Origin of the sequence: Agrococcus sp. Marseille-Q4369 (genome assembly GCF_018308945.1) — a bacterium.
Lineage (GTDB): Bacteria > Actinomycetota > Actinomycetes > Actinomycetales > Microbacteriaceae > Agrococcus.
Genome location: NZ_CP070501.1, coordinates 161,963 through 180,612, shown reverse-complemented (window position 1 = coordinate 180,612; position 18,650 = coordinate 161,963). Strand labels below are relative to the sequence as shown.

Annotated in this window: 21 protein-coding genes; 4 read left to right on the top strand and 17 right to left on the bottom strand. The window is 71.5% G+C overall.

Annotation, left to right across the window (positions count from 1 at the left end; all coding sequences use genetic code 11):
- Positions 1-39 precede the first annotated feature (39 nt).
- From JSQ78_RS00995 to rpsP, 9 genes are all read right to left on the bottom strand, one after another.
- Positions 40-363: a DUF2469 domain-containing protein gene (locus tag JSQ78_RS00995; RefSeq protein ID WP_021011424.1), complete on the bottom strand. Its 324-nt coding sequence runs from the start codon at positions 361-363 to the stop codon at positions 40-42.
- A 41-nt stretch (positions 364-404) separates the two neighbouring features.
- Positions 405-1,037: a ribonuclease HII gene (gene rnhB, locus JSQ78_RS00990; protein WP_211448695.1), complete on the bottom strand. Its 633-nt coding sequence runs from the start codon at positions 1,035-1,037 to the stop codon at positions 405-407.
- Complete coding sequence (lepB, locus tag JSQ78_RS00985) at positions 1,034-1,816, bottom strand: signal peptidase I (RefSeq protein ID WP_211448694.1); 783 nt, start codon at positions 1,814-1,816, stop codon at positions 1,034-1,036. The genes rnhB and lepB overlap by 4 nt, the downstream gene beginning before the upstream one ends.
- Positions 1,817-1,964: 148 nt before the next feature.
- Positions 1,965-2,315 carry a 50S ribosomal protein L19 gene (rplS, locus tag JSQ78_RS00980; RefSeq protein ID WP_211448692.1) on the bottom strand — a complete coding sequence of 117 codons (351 nt, stop codon included), beginning with the start codon at positions 2,313-2,315 and terminating at the stop codon, positions 1,965-1,967.
- Positions 2,316-2,484: 169 nt separating this feature from the next.
- A complete protein-coding gene (locus tag JSQ78_RS00975) occupies positions 2,485-3,111 on the bottom strand; it encodes a hypothetical protein (protein ID WP_211448690.1) in 627 nt (208 codons plus the stop codon).
- 51 nt (positions 3,112-3,162) lie between these two features.
- A complete protein-coding gene (gene trmD, locus JSQ78_RS00970) occupies positions 3,163-3,879 on the bottom strand; it encodes a tRNA (guanosine(37)-N1)-methyltransferase TrmD (RefSeq protein ID WP_211448688.1) in 717 nt (238 codons plus the stop codon).
- Between the two features lie 3 nt (positions 3,880-3,882).
- On the bottom strand, positions 3,883-4,590 hold the full coding sequence (gene rimM, locus JSQ78_RS00965; RefSeq protein ID WP_249295779.1) for a ribosome maturation factor RimM: 708 nt from the start codon (positions 4,588-4,590) through the stop codon (positions 3,883-3,885).
- A complete protein-coding gene (locus JSQ78_RS00960; protein ID WP_211448687.1) occupies positions 4,565-4,801 on the bottom strand; it encodes an RNA-binding protein in 237 nt (78 codons plus the stop codon). Before JSQ78_RS00960 ends, rimM begins: the two co-directional genes overlap by 26 nt.
- A gap of 1 nt (position 4,802) precedes the next feature.
- Positions 4,803-5,249, bottom strand: a complete 447-nt coding sequence (gene rpsP / locus JSQ78_RS00955) for a 30S ribosomal protein S16 (RefSeq protein WP_211448685.1) — start codon at positions 5,247-5,249, stop codon at positions 4,803-4,805.
- A gap of 186 nt (positions 5,250-5,435) precedes the next feature.
- On the opposite strand from rpsP, the gene JSQ78_RS00950 reads away from it, so the two are divergent.
- On the top strand, positions 5,436-6,530 hold the full coding sequence (locus tag JSQ78_RS00950) for a carboxylate-amine ligase (protein ID WP_211448683.1): 1,095 nt from the start codon (positions 5,436-5,438) through the stop codon (positions 6,528-6,530).
- 6 nt (positions 6,531-6,536) lie between these two features.
- Here JSQ78_RS00950 and JSQ78_RS00945 read toward each other — a convergent pair whose 3' ends face one another.
- The gene (locus JSQ78_RS00945; protein ID WP_211448681.1) at positions 6,537-7,346 is read right to left on the bottom strand and encodes an LLM class F420-dependent oxidoreductase; all 810 of its coding nucleotides are present in this window, start codon (positions 7,344-7,346) and stop codon (positions 6,537-6,539) included.
- Positions 7,347-7,386: 40 nt separating this feature from the next.
- Between JSQ78_RS00945 and JSQ78_RS00940 the strand changes: the two genes are divergently transcribed.
- Positions 7,387-8,487, top strand: coding sequence for a GNAT family N-acetyltransferase (locus tag JSQ78_RS00940; protein ID WP_249295777.1), 1,101 nt, complete (start codon positions 7,387-7,389; stop codon positions 8,485-8,487).
- A 291-nt stretch (positions 8,488-8,778) separates the two neighbouring features.
- On the opposite strand, the gene JSQ78_RS00935 is transcribed toward JSQ78_RS00940, so the two are convergent.
- The 6 genes from JSQ78_RS00935 to ffh all read right to left on the bottom strand — a co-directional run bounded on the left by JSQ78_RS00935 (position 8,779) and on the right by ffh (position 14,806).
- Entirely contained in the window at positions 8,779-9,438 is a 660-nt protein-coding gene (locus tag JSQ78_RS00935) for an SDR family oxidoreductase (RefSeq protein ID WP_211448677.1), read from the bottom strand.
- 32 nt (positions 9,439-9,470) lie between these two features.
- Positions 9,471-10,229: an iron ABC transporter ATP-binding protein gene (locus JSQ78_RS00930; RefSeq protein ID WP_211448675.1), complete on the bottom strand. Its 759-nt coding sequence runs from the start codon at positions 10,227-10,229 to the stop codon at positions 9,471-9,473.
- On the bottom strand, positions 10,226-11,230 hold the full coding sequence (locus tag JSQ78_RS00925) for an iron chelate uptake ABC transporter family permease subunit (RefSeq protein WP_211448673.1): 1,005 nt from the start codon (positions 11,228-11,230) through the stop codon (positions 10,226-10,228). Before JSQ78_RS00925 ends, JSQ78_RS00930 begins: the two co-directional genes overlap by 4 nt.
- Positions 11,223-12,197: an ABC transporter permease gene (locus JSQ78_RS00920; RefSeq protein WP_211448672.1), complete on the bottom strand. Its 975-nt coding sequence runs from the start codon at positions 12,195-12,197 to the stop codon at positions 11,223-11,225. Before JSQ78_RS00920 ends, JSQ78_RS00925 begins: the two co-directional genes overlap by 8 nt.
- Before the next feature lie 7 nt (positions 12,198-12,204).
- Positions 12,205-13,155 carry a siderophore ABC transporter substrate-binding protein gene (locus JSQ78_RS00915; protein ID WP_211448670.1) on the bottom strand — a complete coding sequence of 317 codons (951 nt, stop codon included), beginning with the start codon at positions 13,153-13,155 and terminating at the stop codon, positions 12,205-12,207.
- Positions 13,156-13,264: 109 nt separating this feature from the next.
- Positions 13,265-14,806, bottom strand: coding sequence for a signal recognition particle protein (gene ffh / locus JSQ78_RS00910; RefSeq protein ID WP_211448668.1), 1,542 nt, complete (start codon positions 14,804-14,806; stop codon positions 13,265-13,267).
- Positions 14,807-14,930: 124 nt separating this feature from the next.
- On the opposite strand from ffh, the gene JSQ78_RS00905 reads away from it, so the two are divergent.
- Positions 14,931-16,079, top strand: coding sequence for an AMP-binding protein (locus JSQ78_RS00905; RefSeq protein WP_211448666.1), 1,149 nt, complete (start codon positions 14,931-14,933; stop codon positions 16,077-16,079).
- Positions 16,080-16,338: 259 nt separating this feature from the next.
- On the opposite strand, the gene ftsY is transcribed toward JSQ78_RS00905, so the two are convergent.
- A complete protein-coding gene (ftsY, locus tag JSQ78_RS00900; RefSeq protein ID WP_211448665.1) occupies positions 16,339-17,208 on the bottom strand; it encodes a signal recognition particle-docking protein FtsY in 870 nt (289 codons plus the stop codon).
- A gap of 167 nt (positions 17,209-17,375) precedes the next feature.
- Between ftsY and JSQ78_RS00895 the strand changes: the two genes are divergently transcribed.
- Positions 17,376-18,647, top strand: coding sequence for a TerC family protein (locus tag JSQ78_RS00895; RefSeq protein ID WP_349305124.1), 1,272 nt, complete (start codon positions 17,376-17,378; stop codon positions 18,645-18,647).
- The last annotated feature ends 3 nt before the right edge of the window (positions 18,648-18,650 follow it).

Here is an 18,650-nt window from a genome sequence, read left to right as displayed (position 1 = left end):
GAGCCGGGCTGTGGAGAACGCCGGGTCAGCCCCGGCGGGTCACTCCTCGATCGCGAGATCCTTCGGCAGCTCGAGGTCGCGGGAGGCGAGCTCCTCGACGTTGACGTCCTTGAAGGTCAGGATGCGCGCCGACTTGATGAAGCGGTCGGAGCGGTAGATGTCCCACACCCAGACGTCGGTGAGCTCGAGCTCGAAGTAGAAGTCGGTGCCGGCGTCGTGCCGCGTGACCTTGACGTCGTTCGCGAGGTAGAACCGTCGCTCGGTCTCGACGACGTGCTTGAACATGCCGACGACGTCGCGGTACTCCTTGAAGAGGGCCAGCTCGACCTCGCGGTCGTAGTCCTCGATGTCCTCGGGTTCCACGCATCCATCCTATGCCGCCTCGGCCGGACGGCCGCCCCGCCTCAGCGGTGCAGCCAGGTGCGCCGGTGCAGGGCCGTCGGCCCGAGCTCGGAGATGGCCGCGAGGTGCTCGGCGGAGCCGTAGCCCTTGTTCGACGCCCAGGCATAGCCCGCGTGCACGGCGTCGGCCTCGACCATCCGCTCGTCGCGCTCGACCTTCGCGACGAGCGCGGCGCCCGAGACGGATGCGCAGTCGCGGTCGGCCTTCGCGCGCAGCACCGTGCGCACGGGCACGCGGAGGGCCGGCGCGAGCCAGTCGTGCGTGCCGTCGAGCAGGATCGCGGCGCTCGGCACGTGCACGCCGAGCGCGTGGAGGGCGACGAGCGCGCGGCGGCCGGCGAGGCCGAGGGCGACCTGGATGCCGAAGCGGTCGATCTCGTCGTTCGAGGCGTGCCCGACGGCGCTCACGCCCCACTCGCGCACCAGCGGGGCCGTCGCCGTGCGGCGGAGCGCCGTCATGGCCTTCGAGTCGCGGAGGTGCTCGGGGTGCGGCCCGCAGCCGTCGCGGAGGGCGAGCGCGCCGACGCTCACGGGACCGGCGAGCGCGCCGCGACCCACCTCATCCATGCCGATGACGACGGGCGCCTCCGCCCACAGCTCGCGCTCGTGGTCGAGCGTCGGCGACACGACCGTCATGCCGCGGGCACCGCCCCTGCGCTCACCGGCCCGAGCTCCGCCGCGCCCTGCGGCTCGACGCCCACGAACGTCGACTCGAAGTCGTCGAGCCACGCCCAGCGCTCGAGCGGCCAGGAGACGAGGATCGCGCGGCCGACGAGCGACTGCATCGGCACGAAGCCGCCGCCCGGCGCGTCGATGTGCGCGCGGGAGTCGCCCGAGTGGTTGCGGTTGTCGCCCATCACCCACACGTGGCCCTCGGGCACGGTGACGTCGAAGCCCTGCGCGCTCGCGGGCTGGCCCGCGGCGTCGAGGTGGAGGTAGGGCTCGTCGAGCGGCACACCGTTGACCGTGAGCTGGCCGAAGTCGTTGCAGCACTGCACGCGGTCACCGGGGAGGCCGATGACGCGCTTGATGAGGTAGCCGTGGTCGTCCTCGGGCGCGAGGCCGACGAAGGTGAGGAACCAGTCGATCGCGCCGACGATGCCGCCTTCCTCGGGCTGCGGCGCGGGCTCGGGGAGCCAGCCGCCCGGGTCCTCGAAGACGACGATCTCGCCGCGGTCGACGGGCACGAGCGTCGGCGTGAGGAGGCTCACGATGATGCGGTCGTCGACCTGGAGCGTGTCGTTCATCGACTCCGACGGGATCCAGAAGGGCCGGATGAGGAACGTCTTGACGAGGAACGAGACGAGCAGCGCGACGAGGAAGATGACGACGATGTCGCGCAGGAACAGCAGCACGCCGCGCCGTCGGGACGGGCCCGCGGCACGGGTCTCGCCCGTGTCGACCGTGTCCGTCATCGCGCGCCCTTTCGCCTCGGCAAGTCTAGGCGAGCGGGGGGTGCCGCCAGCCGCTGGACGCGTCGCGCGAGGTCACGATTCCGTGACGAACCGGAGCCCGCGAACGCGGAAGCGGGGCCGGCGACGCCGGCCCCGCTTCACGCTTCGATCAGGAGAAGTCGCGCTTCTCGCGGATCTTGGCAGCCTTGCCACGCAGGCCGCGGAGGTAGTAGAGCTTCGCGCGGCGGACGTCGCCGCGGCTGACGATCTCGATCTTGTCGATGACCGGCGAGTGCACCGGGAAGGTGCGCTCGACGCCGACCTGGAACGAGACCTTCCGGACGGTGAACGTCTCGCGCACGCCGTGGCCCTGGCGGCCGATGACGACGCCCTGGAAGATCTGCACGCGCGAGCGCGAGCCTTCGATGATGTTGACGTGCACCTTGACGTTGTCGCCGGGGCGGAAGTCAGGGACGTCGGTGCGGAGGCTGGCTGCGTCGACCTTGTCGAGGATGTGCATGGCGGTATCGCTCTCTGCAGCCGCCACAGGTCGGCCGCGTCATTGGTTCGGGGTTCTGGTGCCCGCTCTCTCCCCTGTGGCAGAGGCCGCGCTCAAGCGGAAGCGGTGCGAGGCACCAACGATCAATCCTGCCACACCCGACGCCCGTGCGCCAACGCGGACGTCGCGCTCAGCGCAGCTCGTCGCCCTCGGGGCTGATGACGCGCCCGGACTGCGGCCCCTCGATGCGCTCGAACGACGCATCCGCCTGCCGCGCCTGCTGCTCGAGTAGCGGCGCCTGCAGGTCGTTGACGGCGCGCTCGACGCGGGCCCGCGTCTCGCGGCCGAGCTCGAGCGCCTGCAGCCAGAACAGCACGGCGCCGCCGATGATCGTCGCCATGATGCCGATCGCGGTGAACGACTGCGAGGCGGTGAGCCAGCCGTCGCCGAACCACGCGGTGAGCGCGCTCCCCGTGCGGTCGCCTGCGGTGTCGACGACCGTGACGCCGAGCAGCGCGATGACGAGCAGCCACGGGCCGAGCAGCCGCACGTCGCGCCACTGCGCCGCGCGGGGCTTCCGCACCTGCTTGCGCGCGACCGTGATGCCGACGACCGCGCCGATGAGGATCGCGAGGCCGGGACCGAGGAACGCCTGCAGCAGCAGCGCGTCGCCGAGCGGCGCGCCCGCGAGCGCGCGGCCGAACATGATCCACACCGGCAGCACGACGATCGAGCCGATCAGCACCCAGAAGAACGCGCGCAGCGCCCAGTGCCGCTGCGGACCGTGACGCTGCGTCGAGGGGGCGGTGGTGGCCATGGCTCGAATCTACCGACCGCGCCCGGGCGTCGCTCGCGTGTTCGCTGAGGGCTACGCGCCCGCGCCGTCGGTCGGCAGCGCGTCGGGCAGCAGGTCCGGCCGCACGCGACGCGTGCGCTCGAGCGCCTGCTCGCGCCGCCAAGCGGCGATCGCACCGTGGTTGCCGCCGCGCAGCACCTCTGGCACGTCGAGGCCGCGCCAGGTCGCGGGCTTCGTGTAGGAGGGGTGCTCGAGCAGGCCGTCCTCGTGGCTCTCCTCGACGAGCGAGGCGGGATTGCCGACGACGCCCGGCACGAGCCGGCCGATCGCCTCGATCATCGCCATCGCGGCGACCTCGCCGCCGTTGAGCACGTAGTCGCCGAGGCTCACCTCGATGACGCGCGCTCGGGTCGCGACGTGCTCCGCGACGCGCGCGTCGATGCCCTCGTAGCGCCCGCACGCGAAGATCAGCCGCGGCTCCTCGGCGAGTTCGCGCGCGAGCGACTGCGTGAACGGCACGCCCGCCGGCGTCGGGAAGACGACCACGGCATCCGTCTCGCCCTCCCCCAGCAGCTCGTCGAACGCCTCGCCCCACGGCTCGGGCCGCATGACCATGCCGGCGCCGCCCCCGTAGGGCGTGTCGTCGACGGTGCGGTGCCGGTCGTGCGTGTGGTCGCGCAGATCGTGCACGTGCAGCTCGAGCAGCTGCTCGCGGCGCGCGCGGCCGAGCAGCGAGACGTCGAGCACGCCGAAGAACTCGGGGAAGATCGTGACGATGTCGACGCGCACGGGCTACGCCCGCTCGTCGTCGGCGGTCTCCGAGGTCTCGGGGGCGGATGCGTCGGCGGGCTCCGCGGGCGCGTCCGGCCCGGCGTCGGTCGCGTCGGGCGCGGCGTCGGCGGCGGCCGCCTCGGCCTCGGCGGGCGCCGCCTCCTCGAGCTCCTCGAGCAGGCCAGGCGGCGGCGTGATGACGATGCGGCCGGCGCGCAGGTCGACCTCGGGCACGATCGCCTTGACGAAGGGGATCATCACCTCATCGCCGGCGATCTCGACGATCAGCATGTCCTGCGCGGGCATCGCGTCGACGCGCACGACGCGGCCGACGCGCTCGCCGCCGCGGTGCACCTCGAGGCCGGCGAGCTGGTGCACGTACCAGGCGTCGGGCTCGGTCGGCAGCTCGGTCGCGTCCTGCTCGACCCACAGCACCGCCTTCACGAGGCTCTCGGCCTCGGTGCGGTCGACGATGCCCTTGAAGAAGGCGACGGGGCTGCCGTTGTAGACGCGCAGCTCGAGGAGCTCGATCGACTTCCCGTGCCACTTCGACGACGTCGGCACCTGCAGCGCGAAGCGCGCGCCGGGCACGAAGCGGCGACCGGGGTCGTCGGTGTAGAGCTCGATCTTCAGCGCGCCCTTGAGCCCGTGGGCCCTCGCGATCCGTCCGACGCGCAGCTGGGTGCGGGCCGGGACGGCGGGCCTAGCGATCGGTGTCCACCACGTCAACGCGGACGCGGCGTCCTCCGGGGAGCGCACCGATCACGGTGCGCAGGGCGCCGGCGGTGCGACCGCCGCGCCCGATGACGCGGCCGAGGTCCTCGGGGTGCACGCGCACCTCGAGGACCTCGCCGCGCTGCGATTCGCGCGCGCCGACGCGCACGTCGTCAGGGCGATCGACGATCCCCTTGACCAGGTGCTCGAGAGCGTCGCGCAGCATCTCAGGACTCGGTCGACTCGGCCGAGGCGTCAGCCTCGGTGGCCTCGGCCGAGGCGTCAGCCTCGGTGGCCTCGGCCGCGGGGGCCGCGGCGGGCTTGTCGGCCTTGGGCTTGAGGACCGGCTTCTTGGCCTCGTCGACCGAGAAGACCTTCTTGCCCTCGGGCTGCTTGACCTGGTTCTCGGTCGATCCCTCGCCCGTGTGCTTGCCCCAGTCGCCCGTGAGCTTCAGGAGCGCGGCGACCTGCTCGGTCGGCTGCGCGCCGACGCCGAGCCAGTACTGCGCGCGCTCGCTGTCGATCTCGATGAACGAGGGGTTCTCGGTCGGGTGGTACTTGCCGATCTCCTCGATGACGCGACCGTCGCGCTTGGTGCGCGAATCGGCCACGACGACGCGGTAGTAGGGCGCGCGGACCTTGCCGAAGCGCTTCAGACGGATCTTGACTGCCACAGTTCTCCTGCTTTGTGTTCTCGTGATTGCACCGCGGCCTGCGCACGTGGGAGATGCGCGACCCGTAGAGCCAGGGTGAGCGACGCACGCCGGAGTAGAGGGTCGGGGCGCGCGCTCGACCCCCCATTCTGTCACATCCCCGCTCGATCCGCGCGCCACTCAGGTTCGCGGTCCTACGCTTCCCGCATGGACTTCGCCTCCTCCAAGCGCTCGACGCTCGGCGTCGAGTGGGAGCTCGCGCTCATCGACCCCTCGACCGGCGACATCGCGCCGCACGCCAAGGAGCTGCTCGCGGCGATCGACGACCCGCGCTTCGACAAGGAGTTCCTGCGGGGCATGATCGAGCTCATCACGGGCGTGCACGAGACGACGGATGCGGCGGTCGACGAGCTGCGCGGCATGCGCGACCGCGCGGTCGACGAGGCGGACCGCATGGGGCTCGCGCTCGTCGGCACGGGCACGCATCCCACGAGCCGGTGGCGGCAGCAGGAGCAAGCGGACGACCCGCGCTACCGGCGCGTCGTCGAGAAGGCGGGCGATTGGGGGCGCCGGCTCATCATCTTCGGCGTCCACAACCACGTCGGCGTCGAGGATCGCGCGAAGGCCGTGCCGCTCTTGCGCACGATGCTCGACAAGCTGCCGCTCATCCTCGCGCTCTCCGCCTCGAGCCCGTTCTGGCAGGGCGTCGACACGGGCTTCGCATCGCACCGCACGATGCTCTTCCAGCAGCTGCCGACCGGCGGCCTGCCCCCGATGCTCGTCGACTGGCCCGAGTACGAGCGCACCCTCGAGGACATGCTGCGCGCGGGCGTGATCGACGAGCTCGGCGAGCTGCGCTGGGACGTGCGGCCCTCCCCCGAGATCGGCACGATCGAGGTGCGGGTCGCCGACGGAGCCCCGTCGATCGACGACCTCGCCGCCGTCACCGCGCTCACCCACTGCCTCATCGAGGAGGCGTCGCGCGACCTCGACGAGGGCAAGGCGCAGCTGCACCTGCCCTACTGGCTCGTGAAGGAGAACAAGTGGCGCGCGGCGCGCGACGGCCTCGAGGCGACGGTGATCGTCGACGAGCAGGGCACGCTGCAGCGCGCCTCCGACGCGATCGCCGAGGCGGCCGACCGGCTCGCGCCGATCGCGGCCGACCTCGGCGCCACGCGCTCCCTCGGCGCCGTGGAGCGCGTGCTCGCGAGCGGCGGCTGGCCCGCGCGGCAGCGCGCCGCGTTCGAGCGCGGCGGGCACGCGGCCGTCATGGCAGAGCTCGCCGAGGCGATGCGGGCGTAGGCCCCGCTAGGCGTTCTTGCCGTCGCGCCAGCGGAGGAACGAGTCGACGCGGTCGAGGTCGTAGCCGTCGGGCGTGTCGTCGCCCGAGAGCGGGATCGTGAACAGCCGCGTGCCGACCTCGTGCAGCGCGTCGAGCCGGTCGAAGCCGACGCCGCCGACCCCGTCGCGCACGCTCGCGCCGTTCGAGATCTCGATCTCGGCGATGTCGCGGCCGCGCGCCTCGCACGCGCCACGGAGTACGTCGAGCTTGTGCGGCAGCTCGTCGGGGCTGACGAAGGAGTGCCAGATGTCGGCGTGCTCGGCGACCATCGGGAGCGTCTTCTGCTCGCCCTTGCCCCCGATGAGGATCGGCATCGGGCCGACGGGCCGCGGGTTGAGCTTCTCCCAGCGCGCACGGATGCGCGGGAGCGACACCGCGAGGTCGTTCAGCCGCGAGCCCACCGTGCCGAAGTCGTAGCCGTACTCCAGGTAGTCGCGCTCGAACCATCCGCTGCCGATGCCGAAGATGAAGCGGCCGTTCGAGATGTGGTCGATCGTGCGGGCGACGTCGGCGAGCAGGTCGGGGTTGCGGTAGGAGTTGCAGAACACGAGCGGGCCGAGCTGCACGCGCTCAGTGGTCGCCGCCCACGCCGCGAGCTGCGTCGTCGCCTCGAAGTGCGGGCCGTCGGGGTCGCCCGTGAGCGGGAAGAAGTGGTCCCAGCCGAAGACGGCGTCGACGCCCATCTCCTCGAGCCGGTGGGCCGCATCGATCGTCTGCTGCATCGTGACGTGCTGCGGCGAGAGCTGCACGCCGATCCTCGTGGGTCGATCCGTCATGGACTCGACCCTACGGGTCGTCGCACCCTACCCTTGGCGGGTGCCTGACCTCTCCCCCATCGCCGAGCGCGCCGCCGCGCCCGAGACCCTCCCCGAGATCACCGCCGGCGACCTGTCGTGGCGCGCCGCGACGATCGACGACGCTCAGCTCGTCGCCGACTTCAACAACGCGATGAGCGAGGCCGACGACCTGCCGTTCCGCGAGACGGTCGACGAAGTGCGCGAGGAGCTCGAGGCGCCGTGGGTCGACCTCTCGACGCAATCGATGCTCGGCCTCGACGACGAGGGGCGGCTGCGCGCAGCCGGCTTCGTCATGACGACGCCCGGCGACGTCCGCACGGTGCGCGCGTTCGTCTCCGGCGGCGTGCATCCCGAGCGGCGGGGCGAGGGCATCGGCCGGGAGCTGCTCGCGTGGCAGGTCGCGCGCGCCCGGCAGCTGCTGGCAGCGTCCGGCAAGGAGCTGCCGGGCCGCATCGCCGCCTACGCGGAGGACACCGACACCGCGCGCCACCGCATCTTCGAGCACGCGGGCTTCGCGGCGCGCCGCTACTTCGCCGACCTCAAGCGCCCGCTCGGCGAGGGCGCGCCGCCCATCCCCGAGGTCGAGCTCGCCGGCTCGCTGCGGCTCGCGGACTTCTCCCCCAAGCTCGACGACGCGACCCGGCTCGCGCACAACGACGCGTTCCGCGACCACTGGGGCAGCGAGCCGCAGACGCCGGAGCAGTGGCAGAGCGGCCGCAGCGAGTTCGCGCCCGAGTGGTCGCACGTCGTCGTCGACGACTCGCCGGACGTGGAGGCGCTGCTCGCGGACGAGCGGACGGATGTTTCGACGGCCGACGCGCTGCGCGCCGGCGCGCCGCTCGTGGTGGCGTACGCGTACAACAGCCGGTTCGAGGCCGATTTCGAGGTGCGGGGGTACTCCTTCGGCTACACGGGCCTGCTCGGCACGCGCCGCGCGTACCGCGGCAGGAAGGCCGCGATCGCCGCGCTCGCCGCGAGCATGCGCTCGTTCGAGGACGCCGGCATGGAGGCCGCGGTGCTCGACGTCGACACCGAGAACCCGAGCGGCGCCCACGGCCTCTACGCGAGCCTCGGCTACGTCAAGGAGCACGGCTCCCGCATGTACAGCATCGAGCTGTAACCCCGAGCGGTCACTTCCGCGCCCGAGCGGTCACTTCCGCGCTCGAGCGGTCACTTCCGCGCCCGAGCGGTCACTTCCGCGCCCGAGCGGTCACTTCCGCGCCCGAGCGGTCACTTCCGCGCTCGAGCGGTCACTTCCGCGCTCGAGCGGTCACTTCCGCGCTCGAGCGGTCATGTCCGATCGCGCCGACCGCTCGCATGCGGGTTTGACCGGTCACGGGCGGAAGTGACCGCTCACAGGCGGAAGTGACCGCTCACAGGCGGAAGTGACCGCTCGGTGGGCGGGCGGGGGTCAGCCCGCGAGCGAGGCGAGGGCTTCGCGCACCGGGGTGTCGCCGCCGTTGCAGCGGATCGACACGCGCGACAGCCCGGGGTGCTCGACGGTCTCGGCGATGAGCCGCGCGACGGTCGCGCGCGGGATCTCGCCCGACTCGATCGAGCCCTCGGGCTCGTCGAGCTCGATGCCCGTCTCGTCGTCGAGCGTGAGGCTCGACGGCTGCAGGATGACGAAGTCGCCGACGCGCTCGCGGATCGCCTCGTCGACGAGCGCCTTCGCCTCGGCGTACGCGTAGAACGGCTCGTCCGGCGAGACGCCGTGGTCGAGGCTCGCACCGAAGTACGAGACCATCACGAGCCGCGCGCCCGAGCGGGCCACCGCATCCACGACCTTCATCGCCGCGTCGCGGTCGACCGCCCACGTGCGCTCGGGGCTGCCACCGCCCGCGCCCGCCGACCAGACGACGACGTCGAAGCCCTCGAGCAGCGCATCGACGCCCGCTTGGTCGAGCGACTCGAGGTCGGCGACGATCGCCTGCGCGCCCGTCTGCTCGACGTCGGCGACGTGATCGGGGTTGCGGATGACGGCGTGGACGTTGTGTCCGGCCTCGATGAGCATCGGCTCCGCGAGGAGCGCGACCTTGCCGTGACCGCCGAGGATGAGGATGTCTGCCATGCCGACACGCTACGCGCGCGACCTGGACGGAGTCAGGGCGTGAACACCGCGAAGGGTCGGTCGTCGATGCGGTGCACGCGCACGGGTGTGTCGAAGACGCGCTCGAGCACGGCATCCTGCATGACCTCGTCGACGGTGCCCTCGACGCAGATCTCGCCGTCCTTGAGGGCGACGATCCGGTCGGCGAAGGCCGCGGCCATGTTGAGGTCGTGGAGCACGATGACGATCGTGCGCCCGAGGTCGTCAGCGGCGGCGCGCAGCTCGCGCATCATCGCGACCGCGTGCTTGGGGTCGAGGCTCGCGAGCGGCTCGTCGAGCAGCACGACCTCGGTGTCCTGCGCGAGCACCATCGCGACGAACGCGCGCTGCCGCTGGCCGCCCGAGAGCGCGTCGAGCTGGCGGTCGGCGAGGTCCTCGAGGTGGAGGAAGCGGATCGCGCGGTCGATGTGCTGCTGGTCGCCGAACGTGAGGCGGCCGCCCGACCACGGGAAGCGGCCGAAGGCGACGAGCTCGCGCACCGTCAGCCGCGCCTCGAGCCGGTTCTCCTGCCGCAGGATCGAGACGATGCGGGCGAGGTCAGCCGACTTCGTCGACTGCACGTCGTGGCCCATGACGCGCACCGAGCCCTCCGAGGGCTCGAGCAGCCGGCCGATGATCGACAGGAGCGTCGACTTGCCAGCGCCGTTCGGGCCCACGAGCGCCGTGATGCCGCCCGCGGGCACCTCGCTCGAGACGGGCCCGAGCACGACGTGCTCGGCGTAGCGCTTCGAGACCTGCTCGATGGCGATCACTTCGGCCTCCTCCGGCCCAGCAGCAGCGCGAGGAACACGATGCCGCCGACGACTTCGATGATGACGGTGACGAGCCCCGCGGCGTCGAACACGTGGCGCATGACGAGCTGCGCACCCGCGAGCGCGAGCACGCCGAGCCCCACGGCCATCGGCAGCACGTGCGCGTGCTTGTGCGAGCCCGCGAGGCGGTAGGCGAGCGTCGCGACGAGGAACCCGAAGAAGGTCATGGGGCCCGCGAGCGCAGTCGCGAACGCGACGAGCACCGAGACGCAGATGAGCGCGACGATGAGCTCGCGGCGGTGATCGACGCCGAGGGCCGTGGCCCCGTCGCGCCCGAGGAGGACGACGTCGAGACGGCGCCGACGCATCCACACCACCGCCCCGACCGCGCCGCAGACGGCGAGCGCGAGCGGCAGGTGGTCTGGCTGCACCGACGAGAGCCGGCCGAACAGCTCGAGGCTCAGCAAGTCGTAGTCGGTCGGCGAGAGGATGCGCTGCAGGAACGACGAGACCGAGTCGAACGCGAGCCCGAAGACGACGCCGACGAGCAGCAGCGTCAGCACTCCGCCGCCGGAGCGGTCGAGCAGCCACGTGTAGAGCGCGGTCGCGGCGATCACCATGAGCGCCGTCTGCGCGAGCAGCTTCGGCAGGCCGTCGGTCGCCGCGATCGCCGAGCCGCCGAAGACGAAGACGGTGAGCGTCTGCATGAGCGTGTACATCGAGTCGAACCCGATGATCGACGGCGTGAGGATGCGGTTCGACGTCACGGTGTGGAAGATGACGGTCGCGATCGCATGTGCGAACGAGGCGACGAGGATGCCGCCGACGAGTGTGGCGCGGCGCGCCATCGCGAGCTCGAGCGGACCGCGGACGTCGACGAGCAGCACCGCGACGAGCGCGGCGAGCGCGAGCGACCAGACGATCGCGAGCCGCGGCGCCGGGCGGGTGCCGGTCGGAGCGCTCGGGGCGCGACCTGTCAGCGCGAGCGGGGCGTCAGGCACGCTGCCTCCCCCGCAGCAGGAAGGCGAGGAACGCGACCGCGCCGACGGCGCCCATGATGACGGATGCGGGGATCTCCATGGGCGCGACGACCGTGCGGCCGATGAGGTCGCACGCGAGCAGCAGCGCGACGCCCGCGATCGCGATCCACGGGAGGCTTCGGCGGAGGTCGTCGCCGAGCAGCAGGCGCATGACGTTGGGCACGACGAGCCCGAGGAACGGGATGAAGCCGACGACGACGCTCGTGACGCCCGAGCACAGCGCGACGCCCGAGACGCCGATGAGCGTGATGACGCGGTAGTCGATGCCGAGGTTCGTCGCGATGCCCTCGCCGAGGCCCGCGATCGTGAAGCGATCGGCCATGATCCACACGACGAGCGCGACGAGCGCCGCCGCCCAGAGCGGCTCGTAGAAGCCCTGCACGATGCCGCTGAAGCCGCCCGAGCTCCACGCGGCCATCGACTGCAGCAGGTCGGCGCGAGCGGCGAGGAACTGCGTGACACCGCCGATGATCGCGCCGAGCATGATGCCGACGAGCGGCACGATGAGCGGTCCGCGTGTCCGGACGCGGCGCAGGATCGCGAGGAAGACGAGCGTGCCGACGAAGGCCGCGGCGGTCGCGAAGACCATCCGCACCATGATCGGGGCGTCCGGCCATAGGATGAGGATGAGCAGCATGCCGAGCCCCGCCCACTGCGACGTGCCGGCCGTCGTCGGCTCGACGAAGCGGTTCTGCGTGATGAGCTGCATGACGACGCCCGAGACGCTCATCGCGACGCCCGCGAAGATGAGCGCGAGCGTGCGGGGCACGCGCGAGATGAGGAACATCTCGAGCTGGGCGGGATCGGTGAAGAGCCCGGTGAGCGAGATGCCGTAGCCGCCCACGAGCAGCGACGCGACGACGAGCAGCGCAGTCACGCCAGCGAGCGCCGGCAGCAGCCGGCGCTCGCGAGCGGTCCTGACGGTCACAAGGAGGTCAGTCGGCCATCGCCTGGGCGACCTGGTCGAACGCGCGCGTGTAGGCCTGCACGCCCTCGGTGCGGTAGAAGTCGTCCTCGAGGTAGACGATGTGGCCCTCCTGCACGAAGCGCGTGCCCGCGAGGGCGGGGTTGCCCTCGATGACCTGCTTCGCGGGCTGCGCGTCCTCGGTGCCGGTGCCGGCGTCGCGGTCGAGCACGATCGCCCAGTCGGGGTCGGCCTGCGCGATCGTCTCGGGCGCGAGGCCCGAGTCCTGGTGGATGTCGCCCGCGTCGCCCGCGAAGACGTCGGTCATGTCGATCGCGTCGGAGAGGCGCGAGATGCGCTCCGCGCCGTTGTCGAGCTTGCCGCCGTTCACGATGCCGAGGAAGACGCTCTGCCCGGCTGCCGCCTCGGTGGCCGCCGCGACAGACGTGTCGAGCTCCTCGATGATCGCGGTCGCCTCGTCCTCGCGCTCGAAGATCGCGCCGAGCGAGGTCGTCTGCCGGCGCAGCGCCTCGACGTAGCCGCCCTCGTGCTCGTCGTTCGCGGCGATGTCGATCGTCGGGGCGATCGCGGCGAGGTCCTCCGTGTACTCGCGGAAGCGGTAGCCCCCGATGATGAGGTCGGGCTCGGCCTCGGCGAGCGCCTCGAAGTCGGGCTCGCGGTGCGTGCCGACGTCGGCGATCGACTCGTCCTCGACCCACTCGGCGAAGCGCTCGGGCGCGACGAGCTGCACGGGCAGCGCGACCGGCGTGATGCCCCACTCCAGCAGCGTCTCCATGGCCGTGTTGTCGAGCACCGCGACGCGCTCGGGCAGGACCTCGACCTGCACCTCGCCGAGGTTCGACGGGACGGTGACCGTCTCGGCGGCGGCGTCGGTCTCGGCGGGCGCGGCGTTCGCGCTGCAGCCGGCCAGGAGCGCGATCGCGGCGGCGGCCGCGATCGTCGTGCGGATGGCACGGGACATGGAGGTACTCCGTTTCGGAAAGGTGGGGATCTCGCCGCGTCGATGCGCGAGTAAGGCAAGCCTAACCTTGCTGCACGCGCACCTGCAACGCGACGACCCCCGGCGCGCGCTACCGGTTGCCGAGCATGCGCTGGAGCGTCTCCTGCTCCGCGCCCGAGAGCTCGCCGAAGGCACCCTCGGGCTTCGGCTTGCCGAACGCGCTCCCCTGGGGCGCGGCCGCCGGCTCCTCGGTGCGCTTCGCGGGGTTGCCCGAGCGCTTGAGCTGCTTGCCCTGGGGCTTGCCGCCCTTCTTCGGCGCGCGCATGCCGGGAGGCATCGGCCCCATGCCCGGCATGTTCGGCATCCCGCCCTTCGCGACGGTCTTCATCATCTTCGCCGCCTGCTCGAAGCGGGCGATGAGCTGGTTGACGTCGGTGACGGTGACGCCCGCGCCCTTCGCGATGCGGAGGCGGCGGGAGCCGTTCAGGATCTTCGACTGCTTGCGCTCCTGCGGCGTCATCGACTGGATGATCGCCTCGGTGCGCACGAGCTCCTTCTCGTCGAAGGAGTCGATCGCCTCGCGCATGCCCTTCGCGCCCGGCAGCATGCCGAGCATCTGCTTGAAGTTGCCGGCCTTCCGCAGCTGCTGCATCTGCTTCAGGAAGTCCTCGAGCGTGAAGCCGTCGGTCGCGATCGCCTCGGCGAGGCGGTGCGCCTCGTCCTCGTCGAATGCCTTCTGCGCCTGCTCGATGAGCGTGAGGATGTCGCCGAGGTCGAGGATGCGGCTCGCCATGCGGTCGGGGTGGAACGGCTCGAAGTCGTCGAGCGTCTCTCCCGTCGAGGCGAAGAGGATGGGCTTGCCCGTGAGGCCGCGGATCGAGAGCGCGGCACCACCGCGGGCATCGCCGTCGAGCTTCGTCAGCACGACGCCCGTGAAGTCGACGCCCTCCTGGAAGGCCTTCGCGGTCGCGACGGCGTCCTGGCCGATCATCGCGTCGATGACGAACAGCACCTCGTCGGGCTGCACGGCCTTCCTGATGTTCGCGGCCTGCTTCATCATCTCGGCGTCGACGCCGAGGCGGCCGGCGGTGTCGACGATGACGATGTCGTACTGGCGACGCTTCGCCTCGGCCACGCCGTCGCGCGCGACCTTGACCGGGTCGCCGATGCCGTTGCCGGGCTCGGGCGCGAAGACCTGCACGCCCGCCTGGCTGCCGACCACCTGGAGCTGCGTGACGGCGTTGGGGCGCTGGAGGTCGCTCGCCACGAGCAGGGGCTGATGGCCCTGACCGCGCAGGTGCTTCGCGAGCTTGCCCGCGAGCGTCGTCTTGCCGGCGCCCTGGAGGCCGGCGAGCATGATGACGGTCGGCGGGGTCTTGGCGAGCTCGAGCCTGCGGCTGTCGCCGCCGAGGATCGCGATGAGCTCGTCGTTGACGATCTTCACGACCTGCTGGGCGGGGTTGAGCGCCTCCGAGACCTCGGCGCCGAGCGCCCGCTCGCGCACCGCGGCGGTGAACGACTTGACGACGTCGAGCGCGACGTCGGCGTCGAGCAGCGCACGGCGGATCTCGCGGACGGTGCCGTCGACATCGGCCGCCGAGAGCTTGCCCTTGGTGCGGAGCTTCGCGAGGGTCTCGGTGAGCCGAGTGGAGAGAGAGCCGAAGGTCGCCATGGTTCCGCCGAGTCTACCGGCCCGGGCGCATCCGGCGTCGGCGAGGGGTGCCCTGCGGGCGGGCCTGCCATGCTGGTGCTGCGTTCGGGTCGACACGGGAGGGGATCGGATGCGCCTTCGAGGGATGTCGCCGAGCCACGCGCGCTCGCTCGGGCGCAGCGTGCGAGAGCACGGCTTCACGATCACCGCGCTCGCGCGCCACTCCGCACGCGTGCGCCGCGACCATCTCGCGCTCGTGATCGACGGCTGGAGCGCGACCTTCGGCGAGCTCTGGGAGGCGGCCGAGGGCGCCGGCGCAGTGCTCTTCCGCGAGCCGCTCGAGCGGAAGCCCCGGCCGGTCGTGATCGCGTGCGACGGGCCGGCGATGGTGATCGCGCTCCTCGCGGGCTCGCGGCTCGGCCTCGACGTCATGCCCATCCGGCCGACGCTGCTCGACGAGCTGCGCGACGCGGTGCCCGCCGACGCCCTCCTCATCCACGACGGCGAGGCGCCGGCCTGGCACGCCGGGCCGTCCGTGGGTGCCGCGAGCATCCTCGAGTGGTCGAGGACCGACGGCTCAGGACTCGCGTCGACGCGGCGCCGCGTGCGCATCGCGCTCCCCGCCCTCTCGGCCGCGGGCACCGTGACGACGCACGTGCAGGGCGCGCTCGGCATCCAGGGCCTCCGCCAGCTCGCGGGGCTGCACGACCGGCTCGGCGTCGAGGGCACCGATGTCATCCTCGCGTGCGCGCCGCTGCATCGCGGCAAGGGGCTGCAGCTGCTCGGCATGTCGCTGCTCACGGGCGCGACGCTCGTGAGCGCCGCGCACACGCCGGCGGCCGACCGCATCCGCATCATCGAGGAGCGCTTCGTCTCGGTGCTCTCCGCCTCCCCCGGCCAGCTCGACGGCATCCTCGACGAGCTCGACCGCACCGGGCAGGCGCCGCCGCGGCTGCGGCGCATCCTGCTTGCGGGGCAGGACCTCGACGCCGACCTCGTGCGCCGCGTGCACGCGACGTGGGGGCCGATCGTGCTGGCCGCCTACGGCACGGTGCAGACCGGCACGGTCGCGATGGCGACGCCCGAGCTGCTCTCGAAGCACCCCGGGACCGTCGGGATGCCGCTGCCGGGCAGCGAGTTCGGCATCGTCGGGCACAAGGGGCGAGGGGATGCGAGCGGCTTGCTCTGGGTGCGCGGCGCGCACGCGACGGTCATCACGGAGGACCAGGCGCGGATCGAGGGCGGCAGGCTCACGATCACCGGGCCGCTGCAGCATCCCGACACGGCGGAGTGACCGTCCCGCTGGTCGAGCACCTTCCCGACCCCGTTGGTCGAGCAGCCGTCGAAGCCGGCGCATCGAGACCGGGGACTCCCGCCTCGACACGGCCCTGCGGGCCTACTCGACGAGCGGAGTGGGTCAACCGACGAGCTGCTCGACGCGGAGGTCCAGTGGACCTCCGCGCTGACTGGCGGCGGCGGCCACTCCTACCCGACGAGCTGCTCGACGCGGAGGTCCAGTGGACCTCCGCGCTGACTGGTGGCGGCGGCCACTCCTAGCCGACCAGCTGCTCGACGAAGACGTGCGGCGTGAACCCCGTCAGGTCGTCGATGCCCTCGCCCTGCCCGATGAGCTTGATCGGGATCCCGGTGCGCTCCTGGACGGCGAGGATGAAGCCGCCCTTCGCGCTGCCGTCGAGCTTCGTGACGACGAGCCCCGTGATGCCGGCCGACTCGATGAACGCCATCGCCTGGTTCACGCCGTTCTGCCCCGTCGTCGCGTCGAGCACGAGCAGCACCTCCGCGATCGGCGACTGCTTCTCGATCACGCGCTTGATCTTGCCGAGCTCATCCATGAGCCCGCCCTTCGTGTGCAGGCGGCCGGCGGTGTCGATGATGCACATCGCGTGGCCGTGCGCCTTCGCCGCCTCGACGGTCTGGAAGGCGACGGATGCGGGGTCCTGGCCCTCGCGCTCCGGCCGCACGATCGCGCTCCCCGCGCGCTGCGCCCACGTGCCGAGCTGCTCGACCGCGGCGGCGCGGAACGTGTCGGCCGCACCGACGACCACGGACTGGCCGTTGCGCACGAGGAATCGCGCGAGCTTGCCGATCGTCGTCGTCTTGCCGACGCCGTTGACGCCGACGACGAGGATGACGGCGGGCCGCTCCTTGAGCGAGAGGGTCGGGTCGAACTCGGCGAAGCGCTCCTCGAGCCGCTCGCGCAGCATGCGGCGCAGGTCCTTCGGGTCGTCGACCATGAGCCGGTCGACGTCGGCGCGCAGCGCGTCGATGAGCTGCTCGGTGATGTCGGGGCCGAAGTCGGCGGTGATGAGCGCCGTCTCGAGGTCGTCCCACGTCTCCTCGGTGATCGTCTCGCGCTGGAACATGCCCTTGAGGGCGCCGGTGAGAGACCACTTCGCTGCCATGGCTCCATGCTAGGCGGGCTGCCCGCTAGACTCGTCCCCTGGCGAAGGGGAGTATCCCGTCACGCCGCGATCGTCATCACGGAGCCCCGGGGCTCCCGGTCGCGGCGGCGCGTTCCGCGCGGGAGAGACGTTCGCGCCCTTCCCGTACCCATTGAGAGGCGCAGCGCTTGACCCCGTACCAGATCTTCGAGATCGCCTCCATGGCGGTGCTCGTCGCGATCCTCATCTTCGACCTGCTGATCGTCGTGAAGCGGCCGCACGTGCCGTCGATGAAGGAGGCGACCGCCTGGGTCGCGCTCTACGTGTCGCTCGCGCTCGTGTTCGCCGGCGTGCTGTTCGTCTCCGGTGAGCAGCAGAAGGCGGGCGAGTTCGTCACCGGCTGGCTGCTCGAGTACTCGCTCTCGATCGACAACCTCTTCGTCTTCATCATCATCCTCAGCCGCTTCGCGGTGCCGAAGGAGATGCAGCAGCGGGTGCTGATGATCGGCATCCTCATCGCGATCGTGCTGCGCGGCATCTTCATCCTCGTCGGCGTGCAGCTCATCGAGTCGTTCTCGTGGCTCTTCTACATCTTCGGCGCCTACCTCGTCTACGTCGCGTGGCAGCAGGCGTTCGGCCACGATGACGACGCGGGCGAGAAGGACAACTTGGCCGTCCGCCTGCTCAAGAAGCGCTTCAACTTCACCGACACCTGGAACGGCGGCAAGATCCGCTTGAAGTCGGAGGGCGTGACCTACTTCACGCCGTTCCTGATGGTGATCATCGCGCTCGGCACGACCGACCTGCTGTTCGCGATCGACTCGATCCCCGCCATCTTCTCGGTGACGACGGATCCGTTCCTCGTCTTCGCGTGCAACATCTTCGCGCTCATGGGCCTCCGCCAGCTCTACTTCCTGCTCGGCGGCCTGCTCGACCGGCTCGTCTACCTGCACTACGGCATCGCGGCGATCCTCGGCTTCATCGGCGTCAAGCTCGTGTTCCACGCCATGGAGAAGAACGACCTGCCGTTCGTCAACGGCGGTGAGCCCATCACGTGGGTGCCCCACATCGAGACGTGGCACTCGCTCATCGTGATCCTCGCGTCGATGGTCATCGCGACCGTCGCCTCGCTCATCCGCATCCGCATCAAGGGCAAGGAGACGGGCGACACGTCGCTCCACATCGGCCCCTCGGAGGCCGAGCTCGGCGCGGACGGCCACTACCACATCGTCGACGCGATGGGCACGACCTTCCACCGGCCGCTGCGCGTCGAGCACAGCGAGACGGGCACGCTCACGGTCATCGACGCGCACGGCAAGGAGGCGCCGGTCGCCGACTTCTCCGCCGACGTCGTGCGCGAGGCCGCTCGCGAGGACATGCCGGAGGAGGATCTCGAGGAGCTGCGCCGTCGCATCCGCGAGGGCCGCGAGTTCGACGAGCGCGACGACCGCCAGGTCTGACGC

Bases quoted from the DNA above. Each gene is read 5' to 3' on its own strand.
- JSQ78_RS00950 (WP_211448683.1), top strand. From the start codon at position 5,436: ATGGACTTCGCCTCCTCCAAGCGCTCGACGCTCGGCGTCGAGTGGGAG.
- JSQ78_RS00935 (WP_211448677.1), bottom strand. From the start codon at position 9,438: ATGGCAGACATCCTCATCCTCGGCGGTCACGGCAAGGTCGCGCTCCTC.
- lepB (WP_211448694.1), bottom strand. From the start codon at position 1,816: ATGACGGACACGGTCGACACGGGCGAGACCCGTGCCGCGGGCCCGTCC.
- rplS (WP_211448692.1), bottom strand. From the start codon at position 2,315: ATGCACATCCTCGACAAGGTCGACGCAGCCAGCCTCCGCACCGACGTC.
- JSQ78_RS00975 (WP_211448690.1), bottom strand. From the start codon at position 3,111: ATGGCCACCACCGCCCCCTCGACGCAGCGTCACGGTCCGCAGCGGCAC.
- JSQ78_RS00915 (WP_211448670.1), bottom strand. From the start codon at position 13,155: ATGTCCCGTGCCATCCGCACGACGATCGCGGCCGCCGCCGCGATCGCG.
- JSQ78_RS00945 (WP_211448681.1), bottom strand. From the start codon at position 7,346: ATGACGGATCGACCCACGAGGATCGGCGTGCAGCTCTCGCCGCAGCAC.
- JSQ78_RS00960 (WP_211448687.1), bottom strand. From the start codon at position 4,801: ATGCTGCGCGACGCTCTCGAGCACCTGGTCAAGGGGATCGTCGATCGC.
- ftsY (WP_211448665.1), bottom strand. From the start codon at position 17,208: ATGGCAGCGAAGTGGTCTCTCACCGGCGCCCTCAAGGGCATGTTCCAG.
- JSQ78_RS00905 (WP_211448666.1), top strand. From the start codon at position 14,931: ATGTCGCCGAGCCACGCGCGCTCGCTCGGGCGCAGCGTGCGAGAGCAC.
- ffh (WP_211448668.1), bottom strand. From the start codon at position 14,806: ATGGCGACCTTCGGCTCTCTCTCCACTCGGCTCACCGAGACCCTCGCG.
- rnhB (WP_211448695.1), bottom strand. From the start codon at position 1,037: ATGACGGTCGTGTCGCCGACGCTCGACCACGAGCGCGAGCTGTGGGCG.